We start from the raw sequence: 20,430 nt of genomic DNA on the forward strand, positions 1-20,430 counted from the left end.
AAGCGCTGGGATGACCGAGCAAGGATTGATGTCTGAGCTGGATCGCTTGGTTTCCGAGGGTCGGAACCCAAGGACCGTCGACATCGATCTGCTGCCGACCCTCGACGTGCTGCGCAGGATCAATGACGAGGACAAGATCGTCCCAGCGGCCGTCGAAAAGGTGCTGCCCGAGATTGCCGCCGCGGTGGACCGGATCGTGCTTGCCTTCCAGAGGGGCGCGCGCCTCATCTACATGGGCGCCGGCACCAGCGGCCGGCTTGGCGTGCTCGACGCTTCGGAATGCCCGCCGACATTCGGCGTGCCCGAAGGCATGGTGGTCGGCCTGATTGCCGGCGGGTCCGACGCGCTGGTGCGCTCGCTCGAAGGCGCCGAGGACGACCCGAAGATGGGCGCCAAGGCCTTGCAGGGGATCGGACTCACACCCGACGACGTGGTGGTCGGCATCGCGGTCAGCGGACGCACGCCCTATGTCATCGGCGGGCTGACCCATGCCAGGCAGATCGGCGCAACGACGGTCGCCCTCTCCTGCAATCCGGCATCGGCCATTGCCGGTATCGCCGACATCGCGATCTCGCCGGTCGTCGGCCCCGAAGTGCTCACCGGCTCGACGCGGCTGAAATCGGGAACCGCGCAGAAGCTGGTGCTCAACATGCTGACCACGGCCTCGATGATCCGGATCGGCAAGAGCTACCAGAATCTGATGGTCGACCTGAACCCATCGAACAGGAAGCTGGTGGCCCGGGCGATCAGGATGGTCATGCAGACGACCGGCTGTACCGCGCCGCAGGCGCGGCAGGCGCTCGACCGGACCGGCAAGGACGTCAAGTTGGCGATCCTGGTGACCATCACCGGCCTCGACGTGGACGCGGCGCGGGCCGCTTTGTCCAGGGCCGGAGGGTTCCTGCGAAAGGCGATCGGCGACGAAGCAACCTGAAGCCACTTTAGACAAGACGGCGTCAAGCCGCATAGACTGGGCCGACACTCTATAGCATGTGTGCCTTGGAAGCGGTCCTCGGAAACTGCAAGGCACCGAGTTCAATAATGGGAGACGAGAATGGTTCATCTTACAAGAAGGCTGCTTTCGGGCATCACCCTTGCCGCGATGCTCGGCATCGCGACGGTTTCGGCGCAGGCGGCGACGCTGCACATGGCCTGGTCCCAGGACGCCACCGGGCTTGATCCGCACAAGCAGACGGCCTTTTCCTCGCTGCGGCTTTTGGAGCTGATCTATGAGCCGCTGGTGCGCGTCGACGCCAGCCTGCGGATCATTCCCGCCATCGCCTCCTCCTGGGAGTTTTCGAAGGACGGCAAGGGGCTGACCTTCAAGCTCGATCCCAAGGCGAAATTCCAGGACGGCACCGCCGTGACATCCGCCGACGTCAAGGCGTCGTTCGAGCGCATTCTCGACGAGAAGACCGGTGCCGCTGCCCGCGCCAACTTCCTGTCGATCGCCAGCATCGACACGCCGGATGCGGCGACCGTCGTGTTCCACCTGTCGCAGGCCGACGCGCCTATCCTGACGGCGATGAGCGACGTCAACGCGGCCATCGTTCCGGTGGCCGAGATCAAGGCCGGCTCGATCGGCACCAGGACGGTCGGTTCGGGCCCGTTCAAGCTCGACAAGTGGGATCCCAACGCCAAGGAAGTCTTGAGCGCCAACAAGAACTGGGCCGGCGGCGCGACCGGCGTCGACGGCATCGAGATCAGCGTGCTGCCCGACGAGGCGGCGATCCTCGCCGCCATGCGCACCAAGCAGATCGATTTCGCGCTGCTGAATGACCCGCTCGTCGCCACGCTGGTGCCGAAGGAAGCCAACTTGCAATTGAACCGCGTGCCGGTGCTGGCCTACAACGTGCTGCAGCTCAACCCGTCGCGGAAGCCGATGACCGAGCTCAAGGTGCGCCAGGCGATCTCCTGCGCCATCGACCGGCAGGAGGTGCTGGACACCGCCGCGCTGGGCGAAGGCAAGGTCACCGGACCGCTGACCATCCCGGCGCTGGCCACCGATCCCAGCCAGTTGTTCTGCTACAAGCGCGATGTCGAAAGGGCCAAGAAGCTGATGGCCGAGGCCGGCTTTGCCGACGGCTTTTCGGCGACCGTGATCGGCGCCACGGGCGAGCCGCCGACGGCAGCCGCGGAAGCCCAGGTCATCCAGTCGCAGCTCGCCGAAATCGGCGTCAAACTCGATATCAAGATGATGGAGCTCAACGTCTATGTCGACGCCTGGCTGAAGGGCGATTTCGACATGGCGATCGCGCTCAATGGCGGCCGGGCCGACCCCTATACCATGTACAACCGCTACTGGACCAAATCAGGCAATCTGCAAAAGGTGGCGAACTACATCGACGACACGCTCGACAGCCTGATGCAGCAGGGCCGCGCAGAGACCGATCCGGCCAAACGCAAAGCGATCTTCGCCGAATTCGAGAAGCACCTCGCCGAAATGTCGCCGTGGATCTGGCTCTACACCTCCTATAGCTATACGGCGCAACAGAAGAACATATCCGGGTTCGTGCCGACCCCGACCGGCACGCTGTTCAGCCTGAGCAAGGTGACGATCCAGTAGCTTCGGCAATGGGACGAGAGGTCTTCCTGGCGTGAACTATCTCCTGCGACGGCTGGCGACGTTTCCTCTCGTGCTGCTTGGCGTGTCCATCCTGGTCTTCGTCGCGATCCGGATGGTGCCCGGCGATTCGATCACGGCGATGCTGGGCACCGAGGCCGGCCTGCTGACGCCGGCACAACGGGATTCGCTCGCCGCCTATTTCGGCATCGACCAGCCCTGGTTCGTCCAATACTGGCGCTGGATCGGCGGCATCCTGCACGGCAATTTCGGCATATCCGTCACCTATGGCAGGCCGGTTCTCGACGTCATCCTCGAGCGCTTCCCGCTGACCTTGGAGCTGGCGCTCCTCTCTATGATCATCGCCCTCCTGGTCGGCATGCCGGCGGGAATCTACGCCGCCACCCACAGCGAGAAGCTGTCCGACCTCGGTGTGCGCGTCGTCGCCATGATCGGCCAGTCGACGCCGAGCTTCGTGCTTGGCCTGTTGATCATCTACACGCTGTCGGCGGGCTTCGGCGTGCTGCCGGCGATGGGCGAATTCGTGCCGATCTGGCAGGATCCCTTGCGCAATCTCAGCCAGTTGATCCTGCCCGCCATCACGCTCGGCTTTGCCTTCGCGGCATCGGTCACCCGCATTGCGCGCTCGGCAATGCTCGACGTGTTGAGCGACGATTATGTGCGCACCGCGCGCAGCAAGGGCGCTTCGGCGCGCAGCGTCATCTGGCGGCACGCTTTGCCCAATGCACTGATCCCGGTGGTGACGCTGAGCGGCATAGAATTCGGCTACCTCCTGGGCGGCGCCGTCATCGTCGAACAGATCTACGCCCTGCCCGGCCTCGGACGCATGGTGCTCGACGCGATCCTGCAGCGCGATTACGCGCTGGTGCAGGGCAGCGTGCTGTTCATCGCCTTCAACTTCATGATCGTCAATCTCCTGGTCGACCTCGCCTATGTCGCGCTCGATCCGCGCATCCGGCTGGGGGAACAGTGATGCGCATCCTGCGTGCCATCTTCGGCCATGGCAGCGGCCGCATCGGCGGCGTCATCGTGTGCGTCTATCTGCTGCTTGCCATCCTCGGCCTGCTCGGGCTGACGCCGCACAATCCGATCACGCAGTACCGTATCGACCGGCTGCATGCGCCCAGCGCCGCCTACTGGATGGGCACCGACCTGTTCGGCCGCGACGTCGCCAGCCGCCTGATGGCGGGCATCGGCCAGTCGTTCACGGTCGCCTTCTTCTCGGTGGCCTTCGCGGCGCTTGCCGGGACAGTCCTGGGGCTTGCCGCCGCGTGGCTCGGGCGCCGCTGGGACGGCGTCGTGATGCGGATCATGGACGTGCTGCTGGCCTTCCCGGCGATCCTTCTGGCACTGCTCATCGTCACCGTCGCCGGACCCGGCACCTGGACCAGCGTCGTTGCCATCGGCATCGTCTACACGCCGATCTTCACCCGCGTGGTGCGCGGCCCCGCGCTGTCGCTCAAGACACGCGAATTCGTCGACGCCGCGCTTACCTTCGGCAGCAGTTCAAGCTACATCGTCACGCGCCACCTGCTGCTCAACCTGGTGGCGCCGCTGACCGTGCAGGTGACGCTGGCACTGGCCTGGGCGCTGCTGACCGAAGCCGGCCTGAGTTTTCTCGGCCTCGGCACGCAGCCGCCCGCCGCGTCGCTCGGACTGATGCTGAGCGACAGCCGCAACCTGATGGAGACAGCACCCTGGCTGATGATCTTCCCGGGCCTGGCGATCATGATCAGCATTCTCGGCTTCAACCTTCTGGGCGACGCCTTGCGCGATATTCTCGACCCGAGGATGCGGAGCGCGTTCGCATGACCCCGCTCTTGTCGGTTTCGGACCTGCGCGTCGGCTTCGGCCGCGATCCCTTGGCCAACGAGGTGGTGCGCGGCGTCAGTTTCGATATCGCCGATGGCGAGACGCTGGCCATTGTCGGCGAAAGCGGCTCGGGCAAGTCGGTGACGGCGCTGTCCATCAACCGGCTCGTCGATTTCGGTGGCGGCCGCATCACTGGCGGCTCGATGAAGCTCAAGCGGGCCAATGGGACCATCTTCGAGTTGACGACCGCGACCGAACCGCAATTGACCGGCATTCGCGGCGCCGAGATCGGCATGATTTTTCAGGAACCGATGACCTCGCTCAACCCGGTGCTGACCATCGGCACCCAGATCGAGGAATCGTTCCGCCTGCATCGCGGCCTGACCGGCCGGCAGGCTACTGCGGCAGCCATGGACGCGCTCGACCGCGTGCGCATTCCCGATGCCGCGCGCCGGCTGAAATACACGCCCAACCAGCTGTCCGGCGGCATGCTGCAGCGGGTGATGATCGCCATTGCACTGGCCTGCAACCCGCGCCTGCTGATCGCCGACGAGCCGACGACGGCGCTCGACGTTACCGTGCAGGCACAGATCATGGCGCTGCTTGCCGAGCTGAAGCGCGAAAGCGGCATGTCCGTCATCTTCATCACCCACGATATCGGCCTGGTTGCCGGCATCGCCGACAAGGTGATGGTGATGCAGAACGGACAGGCCGTCGAACAGGGTGAGCTCAACCGGATCCTCGACAGCCCCCAGCATCCCTACACCCAGCATCTGCTGCACGCCGTGCCACATTTCGCCAGCGGTCGCGCGACGCGCTCGGATGGGCAACGTGACAACGGCGCGAGCGCCGAACCGGCCTTGAAGGTCGATGGCCTCGTGGTTCGGTTTCCCCTCAAGAGCAGTTTCTTCAGCCGCGCCACCGGCGCGGTGCATGCCGTCGACGGCGTCGATTTCGACCTGATGCACGGCGAGACGCTGGCCATCGTCGGCGAGAGCGGTTCGGGCAAATCCACTGCCGCCAAGGCGGTGCTGGGGCTTGTGCGGCCGGCGCGCGGCAGCTTCTCGGTCGGCGCCCGAGCGGCCTCGCCGAGGCGCAGCGCCAGGCCCATGCAGATGGTGTTCCAGAACCCTTATGCCTCTCTCAATCCAAGGCTGGCGATCGAGAGCATTCTGGCGGAACCCGTGATCGCCACCGGCGGCCGGGTGGATGCCGAAACGCGGGCCAGAATGGCGCGCCTGCTGGAACGCGTCGGCCTGCCCAAGAACAGCCTCGAGCGCTATCCGCATGAGTTCTCCGGTGGCCAGCGGCAAAGGCTGTGCATCGCCCGCGCGCTGATGCTCAACCCGTCCGTCGTGGTCCTCGATGAAGCAGTGTCGGCGCTCGATGTGTCGGTGCAGGCCAAGGTGCTGGAGCTGCTGGTCGACCTGCAGCGCGAGTTTGGGCTGGCCTATCTCTTCATCTCGCATGACATGGCGGTGGTCGAGCGGATCGCGCACCGCATCGCAGTCATCTATGCCGGCCAGATCGTCGAGATCGGCGACGCACAGTCTGTGCTGTCGAAGCCGAGACATTCCTATACGAAGAAGCTCATATCAGCCGTTCCGGCCATCGACCGGCGGCATGAGCGTTTCGAACTGGATACGCGCCAGGTGCCTTCGCTGGTGCGCCCGCCAGGGTTCGAGCCGGCGCCGGCGAAGTGGGAGCGGTTTGGGGTGGATCATATGGCGAGGGCGGAGGTGTGATGGACGGTGCACTGGGATATGCAAGGTCGGCGGGACAGCACCCCCCTCTGGCCTGTCGGCCATCTCCCCCGCAAGGGGGGAGATTAGCAGCTTCGGCATCCCGCCCCTTCCTGCGACGTCGGCGATTGGCGAAAGCCGCTATTACGGCCAATCTCCCCCCTTGCGGGGGAGATGTCCGGCAGGACAGAGGGGGGTGCGAAGGATCGCCGACTTTTCCGTTTGACGACATGCCCACGTGCGGTGGCCGGCATTGAGCCCCCTTGCCCAGCTCTTCGATCGCGCGTTCCAACCGCTCGCAGCGGCAGTGGCGGCCAAGCGCATTCCCGGCGGCGTGCTCGGCCTCGTCGGTGGAAATGGCGAGCGCATCACCAGAGCGATCGGCTCCGCGCAGCTTGTGCCTAAAGTCAGGCCGATGACGGTTGAGACCTGGTTCGACCTGGCGTCGCTGACCAAGGTGATCTTTACCACGCCGCGTATCCTGGCGCTGGCGCAGGACGGCATCATCGATCTCGACGCGCCGCTGATTTCCCTGCTTCCCGACCTTCGCCAGTATGACGCGAACGCATGGGAGCGGGAGGTGACGTTTCGCCAGTGCCTCGGCCACCAGACGCCCTTCCCGGCCGTCGAGCCGATCTACACCTATGGGCGGGACCGCGAGCTGCTGCGCGCCTTCGTCCTGCAGCGCGAATGGCGGGCGCGCGACCCTGTCTATTCCGACATCAACTTCATCCTGCTCGGCTTTGCGATGGAGCGGCTGTCGGGCAAGAGCATCCGCGCCATGGAACCCGGCCCAGGCTTTGCCTGGTTCGCGGAACCCGATGCCGCCGCGGCGACCGAGGACTGCACCTGGCGCCATCGCGTGCTGTCCGGCGAGGTCCACGACGACAATTGCTCGGCGCTGCAGGGTGCGGGTCATGCCGGCCTGTTCGGCACAGCTGCTTCGGTGCTCGATTTCGCCTGGGGATTGCTGGACGGAACCGGCGCATCCGAACAATCGATCGCGCTGATGCGCGAGCCCCTGTCGGCCACCCGCACCCATGGCTGGGAGCGCCCTTACCAAGGCTGGTCCGGCGGTGCGCTGTGCGGTCCGGGAACGATCGGCCACACCGGCTTCACCGGCACAGGATTGTGGATCGACTTCGACAAGGGCAAGGCGTGGACCTTGCTTACCAACCGGATCCATCCGACGCGTCATTTCGACAGCGGCATCGTTCAGCTTCGGCAAGCGGTCGGCGACCTCATCAATGGAGCTCAATGATGGAACCAATCTGGGCCGTCGGCCTGATGACCGGCACGGTGCTTGACGGCAACATCGATGTCGCCCTGATCAAGACCGATGGCGAGCGGATAGACGATTTCGGCACTTACCGGCTGATGCCTTATCCCGCGTCGATCCGGTCGCTGCTGGAAGAGACGCTGGCGGCGGCGCGGGCCTGGAATTTCACCGGGCCGGAACCTGCGATTTTTCGCAAGGCCGAAGAGGCGCTGACGCGCGCGCAGTCGGCGGCGGTGAAGGAACTCGTGGAAGGTTACGGCATGACGATGGCCGAGATCGGGGTCGTCGGCTTTCACGGCCAGACCGTGCTGCATCGCGCGCCGCAGGTCGGACGGTTCGGCCAGACCCGGCAGCTCGGCGACGGCGAGCTCATGCATGCCATCCTCGGCACCAAGGTCGCCTACGATTTCCGCTCGGCCGACATGCGCGCCGGCGGACAAGGCGCGCCTTTGGCCGCTGCCTATCACACCGCGCTGATGCGCGGCGCCGGCGCCAGTGGCGAGGTGGCGGTGCTCAATCTCGGCGGCGTCGCCAACATCACCTGGTGGGACGGCGCCGACAATGTCATCGCCTTCGACACCGGCCCCGCCAATGCGCCGCTCAACGATTTCATCAAGTCGAAAGGGCTCGGCGAAATGGACCGCGACGGCGCGCTTGGCCGCGCGGGAAAGGTGGACGAAGCCCGGCTCGCCAAGCTGTTGCAGCATCCCTATCTGACCAAGGCCTATCCGAAATCCCTCGACCGTTTCGATTTCGGCGCGGCCATGGCCGACGGCCTGAGCGCCGAGGATGGCGCGGCCCTGCTCACCGCCTTCACCGCGTCCGCTGTCGGCAAGGCGCTCGACCTTCTGCCCAGCCGGCCGAAGAAGCTGGTGGTCAGCGGTGGCGGCCGCCACAATCCGACAATGATGGCGATGCTCGCCGGCCGCGCCGGCGTCGAGGTCGTGCTGGCCGAAAGCCTCGGCTGGAGCGGCGACGCGGTGGAGGCGGAGTGTTTTGCCTTCCTCGCGGTTCGCGTGCTGCGCGGCCTGCCGATCAGTTTCCCGAGCACGACGGGCGCGCCGCGGCCGATGCGTGGCGGAAAGCTGGCTGGCTGATCAGTCGACCAGTTTCTTCCGCAGGAAGATGCGGCTGCGGCCGACCGGGAAATCGGCCAGCGTCCCGAAAGGCTGGTAGCCTTGCCTCTGATAGACCTTGGCGGCGTTGGGATTGAATGTGTCGATCCAGGCGTTTTGGCAGCCGCGCGCCACGGCTTCGCGTTCGGCCGCGTCGAGCATCCGGCCTGCCATGTGCTGGCCGCGCAGCCTTTCGTCGACCCACAGCCACTGCACGTAGAGCCAGCCCCAGGCGGTGTAGCCTGAAATGCCGGCGACGATCGCCCCGATCTCGTCGCGCACGAACACCGCCAGCGCCTTCCTTTCGGACGCGCCGACATCGCCGTCGTTGAACGCCGTCAGCCGTTCGCTGAGAAAGGCGAGTTCTTCCGGCAGGGGATCGGCGGTCGTTTCAAGTGTCGTGTTCATGGCTTTCGCGATACTCACTTGGAAAGATCAAGAGGGACGGAAATCAGATGCGGCGATGCCATAGCGCTTGAGCTTGTCGTAGAACGTCTTGCGCGGCACGCCGAGCGCGTCGATGGCGCCGCGCACGTCGCCGCCATGGTCGCGCAGCGCGTCGCGGATGAGCTGCGCCTCGTAATGCCCGACCCGCTCCGGCAGTGCGGCGGCGGGCGCTGGCAATCGTGCGGGCGAGAACCTGGTTTCGTCATCGGGACCAAGACCGAGCGCGACGCGATCGGCGAAATGGGCGAGTTCGCGCACATTGCCCGGCCAGTCGTGCGACTGGAGATGATGGCTCACGGCGGCGTTCACCTTGGCGACAGGCCGGCCAAACCGTTTCGCCGCCTTGCCAAGGAAGTGGCCGAACAGCATCTCGATATCGCCGCGCCGCTCGCGCAGCGGCGGAATGCGCAGCGTCACCACGTTGAGGCGGAAATAGAGATCCTCGCGAAAACCGCCGCGCTGGTCCTGCCGGCTGAGATCGACCTTGGTCGCCGCGACGACCCGGAGATCGAGGCGCCTTGTTTCGTTCGAGCCGAGCGGGGTGAGGCTGCGCGTCTCCAGCACCCGCAACAGCTTGACCTGCAGGGCCGGCGGCATGGATTCGATCTCGTCGAGGAACAGCGTGCCGCCGCTGGAATGCTCTATGCTGCCGATCCGCCGTCGCTGCGCCCCGGTAAACGCGCCGGCCTCGTGCCCGAACAGCTCGCTTTCGATGACGGTCTCGGGCAGAGCGCCGCAGTTCAGTGCCACGAACGGCTTTGCACGCCGCCGGCCCCACCGGTGCAGGAGGTCGGCCACCACTTCCTTGCCGGTTCCGGTCTCGCCCTCCACCAGCACGTCGACGTCCATGTCGGCGATCTGGCGCAAGGTCTCGCGCAGCCGCCTTATGGCCGGCGCTTCGCCGATCAACGGCATGCCGTCCGCGGCAAGTGCGGCGGCTTCGCGGAGCCGCCGGTTTTCCATCACCAGCCGCCGCTTCTCCGATGCACGCTTCAGCGCCTCGACCAGACGCTCCCCCGCATAGGGTTTCGGAATGAAATCATAGACCCCGTCCTTGAGCGCGGCGACCGCAAGATCGACATCGCCATGCCCGGTGACCAGGATCACCGGCAAGTCGGGATCAACAGCCTTGACGCGGTCGAAGAGTTGCAGCCCATTCATGCCGGGCATGCGGATGTCGCTGACGACCACACCCTCGAAGTCCCTGTCGACGACACCAAGCGCTGCCTCGGCGGCGTCGAGCCCGATCACCGTGAAGCCGGCAAGTTCGAGCAGTTGCGTGGTGGCATGCAGCAGATCCGCATCGTCGTCGACAAGCGCGACCAGCCCCGATCCCTGCGTCATTCGATCCGCCTCAAGTCGATGGTAAAGGATGCGCCGCTGGCGGTGTCGGGGTCGAGCCGCAGCGTGCCGCCCAATTCCTGGGCGATCTCCTGCGAGATCACCAGGCCAAGGCCAAGCCCCTTCTCCTTGGTGGTCTGGAACGGCATGAACAGATTGGCGGCCGCGTCCGACTGGAGGCCGGGCCCATTGTCGCGCACCGAAATCAGCACGCGGTCGCCGCGTTCGGCGAGGTCGATCTCAATGCGGGGATCAGGCCGGTCCTTCATGGCGTCCAGCGCGTTCTGCAACAGGTTCACGAGGATCTGCTCCAGCCGGATGCGGCTTGCCATCACCAATGGCGATGCGGTGCCGCGCGGCTTGACGATGGTGACGCCGGAATCGCGGATGCGGCCGGACAGCAGCGACAGCGCGCCCTCGATCGCCTCGCGTACCGGCAAGGGCGAGGCAGCGACGCCAGGCCGTCGCGCAAAGGTGCGCAGCGTGTTGGTGATCGCGCCGATGCGCTCGGTCATCGAGACGATCGAGGTCAGGTTGCCGCTTGCCGGTTCGGTCTTGCCGGCCGCGAGAAAGCGGCCGGCATTCTCGGCATAGGTGCGGATGGCGGCGACCGGCTGATTGATCTCATGCGCCACGCCGGCGGCGATCTGGCCGAGGATGGAGAGCCGGTTGGCCTGGGCAAGATCGTCGCGCAGCCGGCGGACCTTGGCCTCGGCGTTTTCGCGCTCGGCGATTTCGCCGGCAAGGGCCGTGTTCGATCGCGTCAGTTCGGCGGTCCGGGAACTGACCCGGCTTTCGAGTTCGGCATTCATGCGCGCCAGCGCCTCCTGCCGCAGCCGGCGTGTGCGCCGGCGCCGGGTGAACACATAGGCAAGCAGCCCCATCAGCAGCAGCCCGAGCAGTGTCGTCAGGCGCGCCGTGTTGGCGGCGGCGGTCAATGCGGCATCGGCGGGCGTCAGCAGCCACAGGCGCCAGCCGGGGACGGCACCGGGCAAGTCCTGCACCACCTCGACGAACCGACGCGATTTTCCGGCTTCTTCGATCGTCGCCAGGCCGTCACCGGCGCCACGCCGTATCGGCAGCGGCTCGAAGGCGGCGTCGACCAGTTGAAGCTGGTCATGCGCCGCGGCGGCATCCGCGGCGGAGAGCGGCGCCAGCGCATGGAACCGCCAGTCGGGCTGGCTGGTGGCCAGAACGACGCCGCGCTCGTCGGTGACGAAAACGAGAAAGCCGCTCGCCCGCCAATTGGCTTCGACACCGCCGAGTTCGACCTTCAGAACCGCGACGCCAAGCGGTTTGCCACCGTCGTCGACACGGCCGGCAAGGTAGAGTCCCGGCTTGCCGCTGATCGTGCCGAGGCCATACTGGCTGGCTGCGCCCTTGGCCATCGCATCGGTGAAATAGTGGCGAAAATTATAATCGATACCGACAAAGCTGTCCGGCTGGCCGGCATTGCTGGCCGATATCGCCATGCCCGCCGTGTCGATGACATAGATGGCGGACGCCGACGCATCGCCGGCTATGGCCTTCAGCTTGGCGTCGAGCGCTGTTTCCTCGACTTTCCCGGAACGGTGCAGCGCATCACGCACCGCATCGTCGCGCGCCAGCACCAGCGGCACGAGACGTTGCTTTTCGATTTCGCCGGTCAGGGTTCCGGCCGCCAGCGGCAAGGCGGCCAATGCCCCGTCGCGCAGGTCATCGGCGGCCTGACCCTCGGCGATGCGCCCGGCGGTGGCAACCGCGCCGGCAAGCACAGAGAGCGCTATTGCCGTAAACAGCCAACGGCCACGCAGGCGCGCTACCGCTTCGCGCAGCAGGTCGCGGCCGGCAAACCCGGGGGATCCGCTATCGATGCGCTGTTGTGGCGTCGGCCCTCTCCCTTTGCTCCCCGGCTTTGCCCCCAGTCTAATGCGAAATTCCGCCCGGGCAAACAAGGCCTGTGCGGAAATCCGCACAACTCCCCGTCAAAGGCAAGGCAGGAACGGCTGAACCCAGGGATTCCGGCCTATCCGGCATCTGGCACAGCGCTTGCAAAGTTCTTGCAGCGGCGGGCGACCGGAACGCCGCGATGGGAGAAGTCACGCAGGGCGGGTTCCGTCCATCCGGCCAGGGAGAGTTCGATGCATATCGCAGACCAATCCGCCGCGCCCGCCGCGCAGCGCAAGCCCCTCTATGCCCAGCTCTACGTGCAGGTGCTGGTGGCGATCACCGTGGGCATCCTGCTCGGCCACTATTATCCGTCGATCGGCGAGAGCATGAAGCCATTGGGCGACGCCTTCATCAAGCTGGTCAAGATGATCATCGCCCCGGTCATCTTCCTGACGGTGGCAACCGGCATCGCCGGCATGAGCGACCTGCAGAAGGTTGGCCGCGTCGCCGGCAAGGCGATGCTCTACTTCCTCACCTTCTCCACGCTGGCGCTGATCATCGGCCTTGTCGTGGCCAATGTCGTGCAGCTAGGCGCCGGCTTCAACATCGATCCGGCGACGCTCGACGCCTCGACGGTCAACACTTACGCGGCCAAGGCACATGACCAGTCGGTCACCGGCTTCCTGATGAACATCATTCCCGGCACGATCGTCGGCGCCTTCGCAGACGGCGACATCCTGCAGGTGCTGTTCTTCTCGGTCCTGTTCGGCATCGCGCTGGCGCTGGTCGGCGACAAGGGCACGCCGGTGCTCAATTTCCTGCAGGCGCTGATGGCGCCGATGTTCAAGCTGGTCAGCGTGCTGATGAAGGCAGCCCCGATCGGCGCCTTCGGTGCGATGGCCTTCACCATCGGCAAATACGGCATCGGCTCGGTCATCAAGCTCGCCATGCTGGTCGGAACCTTCTACGCGACCTCGTTCCTGTTCGTGTTCGTCGTGCTCGGTGCCGTCTGCCGCTACAACGGCTTCTCGATCCTGTCGCTGATCCGCTACATCAAGGAAGAGCTGCTGCTGGTGCTGGGCACCTCATCGTCGGAAGCGGCATTGCCCTCGCTGATGGAGAAGATGGAAAAGGCCGGCGCCAAGCGTTCGGTGGTCGGCCTGGTCATCCCGACCGGCTATTCCTTCAATCTCGACGGCACCAACATCTACATGACGCTTGCCGCCCTGTTCATCGCCCAGGCGACGAACATCCATCTGTCGATATCAGACCAGATCCTGCTGCTGCTGGTGGCGATGCTGTCGTCCAAGGGTGCCGCCGGCATCACCGGGGCAGGCTTCATCACCTTGGCCGCCACGCTTTCGGTGGTTCCCTCGGTGCCGGTCGCCGGCATGGCACTGATCCTCGGCGTCGACCGCTTCATGTCGGAATGCCGGGCGCTGACCAACTTCGTCGGCAATGCGGTGGCGACGCTGGTCGTGGCGCGCTGGGAAGGCGAACTCGATGAGGCCAAGCTGGCGAGAGCGCTGGCTGGGAGCGCCGACGACAGCCTGCCGGCGGACATCGTTCCCGCCGAGTGATCCACCGTTTCATACGACGGATAATGGCCGCAAGCACGCCGCTTGCGGCCATGGTCATGTTTCATCGCTATCAGACGGCTTTGCGCAGCGGTGGCACGGCCTTGCCACCCCCCGCGAAGGGGTCGCAGCGCGACGGACCGGCTTGCGGCGAGACAGGGCCGCGCAAGCTTGAGCTCAGCCGTTGAAGTCCTTCCGCGTGTCCGGATATGTGCTTGGGCCGACCGGCATGGGAGCCGCCAACGTGCCCAAATCATCGGACAGGACGAGGCTCGCCGCGCCGACCAGCCCGGCGTGGCGGCCGAGCTGGGCCTGGACGACCGGCACGTCGCGATAGGCGCGCATGGCGCGCTGGCGGATGGTCGCCTCGATGACGGGTGCCATCAGGTCCAGGCCATTGGCGATGCCGCCGCCAACGACCAGCACGTCGGGCGAATAGAGGTGCAAAAGGTTGGTGAAGCCAACGCCCAGCCAGCGCGCCTCCTCCTCGAGCAGAGCCAGAGCGAGGTCGTCCTGCAGCCCTGCGGCCTCGACCACGTGGCGACCCGTGACCTCGGCGTTGGCCGAGAGGCGGCGCAGCGTCGAACCGTCCAAAGGAGACGTTGCGGCATTGGCGCGGCGGCCGAGCGCGGTTCCCGAAGCGATCGCCTCGAAGCAGCCGACGACGCCGCACACGCAGCGCTCGCCTTCGTTGGTGATGGTCATGTGGCCGATCTCCGCGGCAAGACCGCGACGGCCGTGCAGGATGCGTCCGTCGGCGACGACGCCACCGCCGATCCCGGTCGAGACGGTGACGAAGACCAGGGAGCGCGCACCGTGGCCGGCGCCGAAGCGCCATTCGCCGAGCGCTGCCGCATTGGCGTCGTTCTCCAGCCGCACCGGCAGGCCGAGCCGCCGCTCGAGGATGTCGGCCAGCGGCACGTCCTGCCAGCCGGCCAGCGTCGGCGGTCCGACGGCGATGCCGGCCAGCGGATCGAGCGGGCCCGGCGCGCCGACGCCGACGCCGAGGATCGACAGCCCCGGCGCTTCGGCATGGACGGCCACGGCTAGCGCCTCGATCTGGGCGATCACCACGTCGGGGCCGGCCTGCGCCTGCGTCGGCACAGCCGCGAAGGCCAGGATCTTGCCGTCACGGTCGACCAGGGCGGCACGAAGCTCGGTGCCGCCAAGATCGATCGCGAGGGCGACTTCAATGCTCATCAGGCCGCGACCTTCAGACCACGCAACCAGCCGATGCGGCCGGCGAGATCCTTGTCGCCGAAAGCGAGCGAACCGAGCACCACGGTCTCGGCGCCGGCGGCGCGCAGCAGCGGCACGGTTTCGTGGCGGATACCGCCATCGGCGGCGAGCACCACGGCCGACTCACGACCAGCGTTCCTCAGGATGGCGCGGGCTTCGCCCAGCCTGTCACAGGCCTTCTCCGACAGGCCCTGGCCCTTGACGCCGATCGCGGTTCCAAGAAGCGTGACGAACGCCACTTCGGAGACGAAAGGCTTCATCGCCTCTACAGGGGTCTCCAGCCTCAGCACAACGCCGGCCTCGGCGCCGAGTTCATGCGCCAGCCGCACCGCGCGCAGACCCGCCTCGCCGTTCTCGGCATGGACGCTGATCATGTCGGCGCCGGCCTCGATGAACTGGCGCGTCTGTTCTTCGACGATTGCTTGGTCGACCATCAGATGGACGTGGACGGGCCTGGCCGTCAGTTTGGCGATACGGGCGACGAGATCGGGGAAGAACAGGAAGGACGGCGCGAAATGGCCGTCCGCGACGTCGATGTGGTGCATATCGGCATAGGGTTCGATGCGCTGCAAGTCGCTCTCGAAATTGGCGAGATTGGCCGACCACGATGAGAATTCGGCGATCAGACGGTCGCGCGGCAGTGCGGCGATGGCGGCCGGGCCTGACAAAGGTTTCGAGATCATGATTGGTCCTGGTTGTTGAAATTTCTATCGAGAAAGCCGCCGATGGCGGCGCGGATTTCGGTGAAATGGCGATCCTTGTCGGCGGCTTTCGGCGTCACCTCGGTGAAGGCGGCGCCGGGGATGGTCTCAGCCAGTTCGCGGGCGGTCGCCAAGGGATGGACGAGGTCGATGCCGCTGCCGATGACAAGCGTCGGGATTGCGAGGCCGGTCGCCATCGCCCGCGTCACGCCCGGCCCGTCATTTGCGATCGCCTGCATCACCTCGGCAAAAACGCTCGCGTTGTCACGCGCGAAGAAGCCGAGCAACGAGGCGAGATTGTCCGGCGCCTCGCTGCGAAAGCGGGCCGCCGTTGCCGAAGCCGCGAAGATGTCGCTCGCCCCTTCCAGCGGGTGGTCGCGGATGAGTTCCGCCACTTCGACGTAAGGGCGCATGTTTTGCGGGGCCGCGTCGAAGGTCCAGGCCGGGCGCACCAGGACAAGACCGGTGACGCGAGCCGGGTGGCGGGCCGCCAGGTGCAGTGCAATGGCGGCGCCCATCGAGATGCCACCGGCAACGAAGCGCTCAATGCCAGCTGCATCGGCAGCGGCGAGCACATCGTCGGCGAACATCCCGATCGAAAACGGACGCTTGCCGCCGGCACCTGAGCCGCCCTGCGCGCGGCATTCCACCGTCAGCCGGCGGCGCGACGGACTGTCGGGAAAGTTCAGCGCCACCTGCGCGGCATCGCCGCCGAGGCCATGCTGGAAGACGATGGGAAGCCCCTGCCCCGTGTCGAAGACGTGGGTGTCCAAGACCTGGGTGTCGAAGACCTGGGTGTCGAAGACGTGGAGCGCAGCGTCGTCGCGCAGCATGATCGTCGGCGCGGCACCCATCAGAGCAGCCCCCGCAGGAAGATTGCGACGCCAGGAGCCTCGTCGGCGGACAAGCCGTGGGTGACGAGCGCGCCATCGAAACCCACCCCCTTCAGCCGCGCTACGAAATCCGGGAAGTCGACGACACCCTGGCCTGATGTGGCGAAGCGGCCGTCGGCAAAACGATCCTTGGCGTGCGCCATGGCGATGTGGCCAGCGGCCTCATCGATCGCGGCGGCGACGATGGCTCTCGCTTCATCGGGCTTTGCATGCTCGAACAGGTTGGCGGGGTCGAGCACGATCTTCAGATGCTTCGAACCCATCTCGGCAATCAGCCGGGTCGCATCCATGGCCGAGGTGACGATGTTGGCCTGCTCGGGCTCGATGCCGAGATCGACGCCGGCCTCCTCGGCCAGCGCCAGTCCCTTCGCCATTTCGACGGCCATGTCGAACCAGGCCGACGGATCGGCATTGTCGGGATGGTATGCCCATTGGTCGGCTGCGTTGCGCGAGCCGGTGCAGAGCGTCACCAGTGGGATGTCGAGCTTGGCTGCAGTGTCGATGACCACCGCCAGGCGCCTCAGCCCGTCGTCGCGCGCAGCCTTGTCGGGATGCGCCATGTTGTAGGTGCCCGACAGCGCGGCCAGCGAAACGCCTGACGATCGCGCGGCGGCACCAATGGCGGCGACGGCATTCGCCGGCACGGCATCCGGCATCGACGGCAGGCCGGCGCAGGCGAGATTGAACTGCGTCGTCTCGTAGCCGGCCTGCTTCACGGCAGCCAGCACGGTGGCCGGGTCGGTGCCCGCAAATGTCTTGGCGAAGATGCCGAGGCGCATCAGACCGCACCCGAAACCGAGGCAAGCTCGATCCGCTCGCCAGTCTCCACAGAGCGCGCAATCGCCACCATGGCGCGGATCGACGCGATGCCGTCCCCGACATTGGCGCCGCGCATCGGCGCGCCGGTGAGCACGGTGTCGGCAAGGCCCTCGAGCTGGCGGCGGAAGAAGTGGCCGTCGGCGCCAAGCGGTTTTCGCGAGGTCGCGTCCTTCTCATGGAAGATGTCGACCTCGCTGGCGCGGAAATACCAGGGGTTGAAGGTCCTGGCGATGACGGAGCCGTTCTCGCCATAGAGCTGAAACCCTTCGTGCCAGTCCATGCGCACGGCCACGGTGAGGTCGAGATGGCCAAGCGCGCCGCTGGCGAATTCGGTTTCGACGAACCAGCAATAGGCGCCGAAGCGCTCGTTGAGGCGCGCGCGCACGGCAACGATGTCGCCACAGAGGAAGCGGGCGGTGTCAACCAGATGCGATCCGTGCGCCAGCATGAAATATTGCCTGAGATCAGCCTTGGGATTTCCGCCGGGCTTTTTCGCGAGCTTGCTGGTGACGGGCAGCGGCTGCACGGCGTCGGTGTTGGTGTAGCGGTGGGTGGAATCGCAATACCAGGCCTTCAGTGCCAGAACCTCGCCCATCTCGTCGCGGACGAAGTCGCGGGCGGCCTCCAGCGCCGGATCGAAGCGCTTCATGTGGCCGACCTGCAGCACCTTGCCGGAGCGTTTCACCGCCTCGGCCAGCGCCTCGCCTTCCTCGACCGAGGTACCGATCGGCTTTTCGCAGAGAACATGCTTGCCGGCATCGAGCGCCTTGATCGACATCGGCACGTGATAGGCATCCGACGTGGCGACGATGACCGCTTCGAGCTCGGGATCGGCGAGCATGGCGTCATAGTCGGCATACATCTTCTTTGGTTCATAGGTGGCGCCCATGCGGGCGAGCAAATCGGGTGCCGCATCGCAGATGGCGTAGAGGTCGGCATTGCCGGCCTTGACGCAGGATTCCAGATGCGCGAACTGGGCGATCGGGCCGCAGCCGAGCACACCGACCCTGAGGCGTCTGTCCTGCTTCTTGATCATCGTCTCAGGCCCCGTAGCCGCGCATGGTCCGGCGGTTGGTCTTGACCGCGCCGGCCGGATCGGCGGCGGCCGTACCGAGCCCGCGGTCATGCCGGCGAGCACGCTGATTACCGATGCCGACACGGCTCTCGGCGGCTTGGTAGCGCATCAGGTCTTTGTCGGAGCGCATGCGATCGACTCTTCACTGGATGTGGTCGACGTGAACGAAGACATTGGCGCGAACGAAGCGAATCTTGGTGCGGCATGGCCCGTCGCGTTGTCCTCTTGGCGGATTCGAGCAAATGGTCAGCGGGACCTCCAAGGCCTTTTCGCTGTCGGGGGTCGATGTGGTGATCACCGACGATGGCCTGCCCGGTCCAATACGCAGCCAGCTTGATAGGATCGGGGCCATGGTGATCCATGCCTGAACCCGTCGCGGTCCCTGGCCGCCCTCGAAATACCGAGGCGCGGATGACCCACGGGCTTTTGCGCCCACGATCGGCCGTTTTTCATGTCCGTCATTTTCTCCTCCCAGGGCCAGCAGCCTCCCGATACCGTGCGAGCATTCCCGCATGTTCTATAGAAATTTTACGCGCGTCAATATTTAAAACGTTGTATAGCTATATGGAGCGCGATCCGGCACCGTCGCGGTCGATTGAGTGCGCGGCAGCGCTACGTTTCATGGCGCTGGGGAAACTCGGCATCGACCCTACCCGCATTGCCGTCGCCGGCGACAGTGCCGGTGGCAACCTTGCCGCCGTGCTGGCACCTATGCCGAGCGCCTGCGCGCCGACGGAGTGCCGCTGGCGTTGCGACACTGGCCGGGTCAGATCCACGGCTTCGTCTCGATGGGCCGCCACATCCTGGCCGCGCGGCAAACGGTAAGCGAGGCGGCGGCCTGGCTCCGCCTACGGACGCCGGAGCCGATCACTCAGGCCGACTGACGCATCACCAGGGTGGCGCCAAGCTTGACGTTGCGCGCCAGATCATGGCCGGACGGATCGGCCTCGTCCAGCAACGCCAGCAGGATCTCGACGCTGCGGCCGGCCATGGCGGCGAAGTCCTGTGCCATGGTGGTCAGCGCGGGACAGGTGTAGCGGCTCAACGGATGATCATCGTGGGCGGCGACGCGAAAATCGCAATCGGCGCGGCGGCCGATCTTCAGCCCGCGCGAAAAGGCGGCCGCCATCACACCGAAGGCGAGACGGTCATTGGCGCAGAGCAGCGTGCGGGCCGGCAGGCCGCCTTTCTCCAGCGTCCTGTCCATCCATTCGTGGCCGATGCGCTCGAAGTCCCAGCTATAGTCGCCCGCCGCCTTGAGAACGGTGGGCTCCAGGCCCGCGGCCTGCATCGCGTCGATATAGCTCTGCAGGCGTTCGCCCGAATTGTGGTTGACGTGCGGGATGTCGACATAGACAGGCGGTTCGCCGGACCGGCAGAGATAATCGACGATGGTCGAGGTGCTCTGGTGGTTGTCATTTCCGACGAATGGCGTGTCGCCTTCGATATAGGTGTCGAAATAGACGATCGGGATGTCCTCGCTCATCCGTTCGAAGACGCCGGGTTCGGAGACCAAGCCCAAGGGCGCGACGATAGCACCCGCGACCTTCAGCGACATCAGCGTCCTGACCGATTCCGCCTCCAGTTTCGGCGAACCGTGCGAGGAGATGACGATCGGCCAAAACCCTTCGTCGCGACAGCGCCGTTCGATGCGGCTGACCATCTCGGCGTAGAACGGATCGGTGATCGCCGGTACGACGATGCCGACATTGCGGGTGCGCTTGCGGTTGAGGTTGCGGGCAAAAACATTCGGCTGATAGTCGGACGAACTAAGCGCCGCCTCGATGCGCGCCCGGGTCGCCGGCTTCACGCTGGCCGGATCGTCGAAATACTTCGACAGGGTCGGCCGCGAAACGCCGGACGCCCTGGCGAAATCATCCATCGTTCGGTGGGTCTTTTCCGCCATCTATATTTCAGGCCCCTTATCCTCGATGCCA

Annotated in this window: 17 protein-coding genes and 2 pseudogenes; 10 read left to right on the forward strand and 9 right to left on the reverse strand. The window is 65.8% G+C overall.

What is annotated here, in order from left to right; genetic code table 11:
- Positions 1-10 precede the first annotated feature (10 nt).
- The 7 genes from murQ to LB516_RS12765 all read left to right on the forward strand — a co-directional run bounded on the left by murQ (position 11) and on the right by LB516_RS12765 (position 8,514).
- Positions 11-934 (forward strand): N-acetylmuramic acid 6-phosphate etherase, encoded by a 924-nt coding sequence (gene murQ / locus LB516_RS12735; protein WP_140724567.1) that lies wholly within the window; start codon positions 11-13, stop codon positions 932-934.
- A gap of 120 nt (positions 935-1,054) precedes the next feature.
- On the forward strand, positions 1,055-2,566 hold the full coding sequence (locus tag LB516_RS12740; RefSeq protein ID WP_015318980.1) for an ABC transporter substrate-binding protein: 1,512 nt from the start codon (positions 1,055-1,057) through the stop codon (positions 2,564-2,566).
- Between the two features lie 31 nt (positions 2,567-2,597).
- Positions 2,598-3,557 carry an ABC transporter permease gene (locus LB516_RS12745; RefSeq protein WP_224683340.1) on the forward strand — a complete coding sequence of 320 codons (960 nt, stop codon included), beginning with the start codon at positions 2,598-2,600 and terminating at the stop codon, positions 3,555-3,557.
- Positions 3,557-4,396: an ABC transporter permease gene (locus LB516_RS12750; protein ID WP_224683341.1), complete on the forward strand. Its 840-nt coding sequence runs from the start codon at positions 3,557-3,559 to the stop codon at positions 4,394-4,396. The genes LB516_RS12745 and LB516_RS12750 overlap by 1 nt, the downstream gene beginning before the upstream one ends.
- Positions 4,393-6,141: an ABC transporter ATP-binding protein gene (locus tag LB516_RS12755; RefSeq protein ID WP_224683342.1), complete on the forward strand. Its 1,749-nt coding sequence runs from the start codon at positions 4,393-4,395 to the stop codon at positions 6,139-6,141. Before LB516_RS12750 ends, LB516_RS12755 begins: the two co-directional genes overlap by 4 nt.
- Positions 6,142-6,391: 250 nt before the next feature.
- Positions 6,392-7,399, forward strand: coding sequence for a serine hydrolase domain-containing protein (locus LB516_RS12760; RefSeq protein WP_224683343.1), 1,008 nt, complete (start codon positions 6,392-6,394; stop codon positions 7,397-7,399).
- Positions 7,399-8,514 carry an anhydro-N-acetylmuramic acid kinase gene (locus LB516_RS12765; protein WP_224683344.1) on the forward strand — a complete coding sequence of 372 codons (1,116 nt, stop codon included), beginning with the start codon at positions 7,399-7,401 and terminating at the stop codon, positions 8,512-8,514. Before LB516_RS12760 ends, LB516_RS12765 begins: the two co-directional genes overlap by 1 nt.
- On the opposite strand, the gene LB516_RS12770 is transcribed toward LB516_RS12765, so the two are convergent.
- Genes LB516_RS12770 through LB516_RS12780 form a run of 3 tightly spaced genes read right to left on the reverse strand, consistent with a single transcriptional unit; the run spans position 8,515 to position 12,137 of the window.
- A complete protein-coding gene (locus tag LB516_RS12770; RefSeq protein ID WP_224683345.1) occupies positions 8,515-8,940 on the reverse strand; it encodes a GNAT family N-acetyltransferase in 426 nt (141 codons plus the stop codon).
- A gap of 27 nt (positions 8,941-8,967) precedes the next feature.
- Entirely contained in the window at positions 8,968-10,323 is a 1,356-nt protein-coding gene (locus LB516_RS12775) for a sigma-54-dependent transcriptional regulator (protein WP_224683346.1), read from the reverse strand.
- A complete protein-coding gene (locus LB516_RS12780) occupies positions 10,320-12,137 on the reverse strand; it encodes a sensor histidine kinase (protein ID WP_263492536.1) in 1,818 nt (605 codons plus the stop codon). The genes LB516_RS12775 and LB516_RS12780 overlap by 4 nt, the downstream gene beginning before the upstream one ends.
- Positions 12,138-12,440: 303 nt before the next feature.
- Between LB516_RS12780 and LB516_RS12785 the strand changes: the two genes are divergently transcribed.
- The gene (locus tag LB516_RS12785) at positions 12,441-13,769 is read left to right on the forward strand and encodes a dicarboxylate/amino acid:cation symporter (protein WP_224719662.1); all 1,329 of its coding nucleotides are present in this window, start codon (positions 12,441-12,443) and stop codon (positions 13,767-13,769) included.
- 174 nt (positions 13,770-13,943) lie between these two features.
- Here LB516_RS12785 and LB516_RS12790 read toward each other — a convergent pair whose 3' ends face one another.
- The 5 genes from LB516_RS12790 to LB516_RS12810 are packed head-to-tail and all read right to left on the reverse strand — an operon-like array spanning position 13,944 to position 18,454.
- Entirely contained in the window at positions 13,944-14,966 is a 1,023-nt protein-coding gene (locus LB516_RS12790) for an ROK family protein (protein ID WP_224683348.1), read from the reverse strand.
- A complete protein-coding gene (locus LB516_RS12795; protein WP_224683349.1) occupies positions 14,966-15,688 on the reverse strand; it encodes a ribulose-phosphate 3-epimerase in 723 nt (240 codons plus the stop codon). Before LB516_RS12795 ends, LB516_RS12790 begins: the two co-directional genes overlap by 1 nt.
- A complete protein-coding gene (locus tag LB516_RS12800; protein ID WP_224719663.1) occupies positions 15,685-16,560 on the reverse strand; it encodes an alpha/beta fold hydrolase in 876 nt (291 codons plus the stop codon). The genes LB516_RS12795 and LB516_RS12800 overlap by 4 nt, the downstream gene beginning before the upstream one ends.
- Positions 16,560-17,378, reverse strand: coding sequence for a sugar phosphate isomerase/epimerase family protein (locus tag LB516_RS12805; protein WP_224683351.1), 819 nt, complete (start codon positions 17,376-17,378; stop codon positions 16,560-16,562). Before LB516_RS12805 ends, LB516_RS12800 begins: the two co-directional genes overlap by 1 nt.
- The gene (locus tag LB516_RS12810; RefSeq protein WP_140617434.1) at positions 17,378-18,454 is read right to left on the reverse strand and encodes a Gfo/Idh/MocA family protein; all 1,077 of its coding nucleotides are present in this window, start codon (positions 18,452-18,454) and stop codon (positions 17,378-17,380) included. The genes LB516_RS12805 and LB516_RS12810 overlap by 1 nt, the downstream gene beginning before the upstream one ends.
- 64 nt (positions 18,455-18,518) lie before the next feature.
- Between LB516_RS12810 and LB516_RS29135 the strand changes: the two are divergent.
- A pseudogene (locus LB516_RS29135) lies at positions 18,519-18,861 on the forward strand (DeoR family transcriptional regulator); the annotation flags it as partial.
- A 214-nt stretch (positions 18,862-19,075) separates the two neighbouring features.
- Positions 19,076-19,377, forward strand: a pseudogene (locus LB516_RS12820) (alpha/beta hydrolase); the annotation flags it as partial.
- Here LB516_RS12820 and LB516_RS12825 read toward each other — a convergent pair.
- Positions 19,365-20,399, reverse strand: coding sequence for a LacI family DNA-binding transcriptional regulator (locus LB516_RS12825; RefSeq protein ID WP_015319005.1), 1,035 nt, complete (start codon positions 20,397-20,399; stop codon positions 19,365-19,367). The pseudogene LB516_RS12820 and the gene LB516_RS12825 sit on opposite strands and share 13 nt — an antisense overlap.
- Between the last annotated feature and the right edge of the window lie 31 nt (positions 20,400-20,430).

The organism is Mesorhizobium sp. CO1-1-7, from assembly GCF_020164885.1.
Lineage (GTDB): Bacteria > Pseudomonadota > Alphaproteobacteria > Rhizobiales > Rhizobiaceae > Mesorhizobium > Mesorhizobium australicum.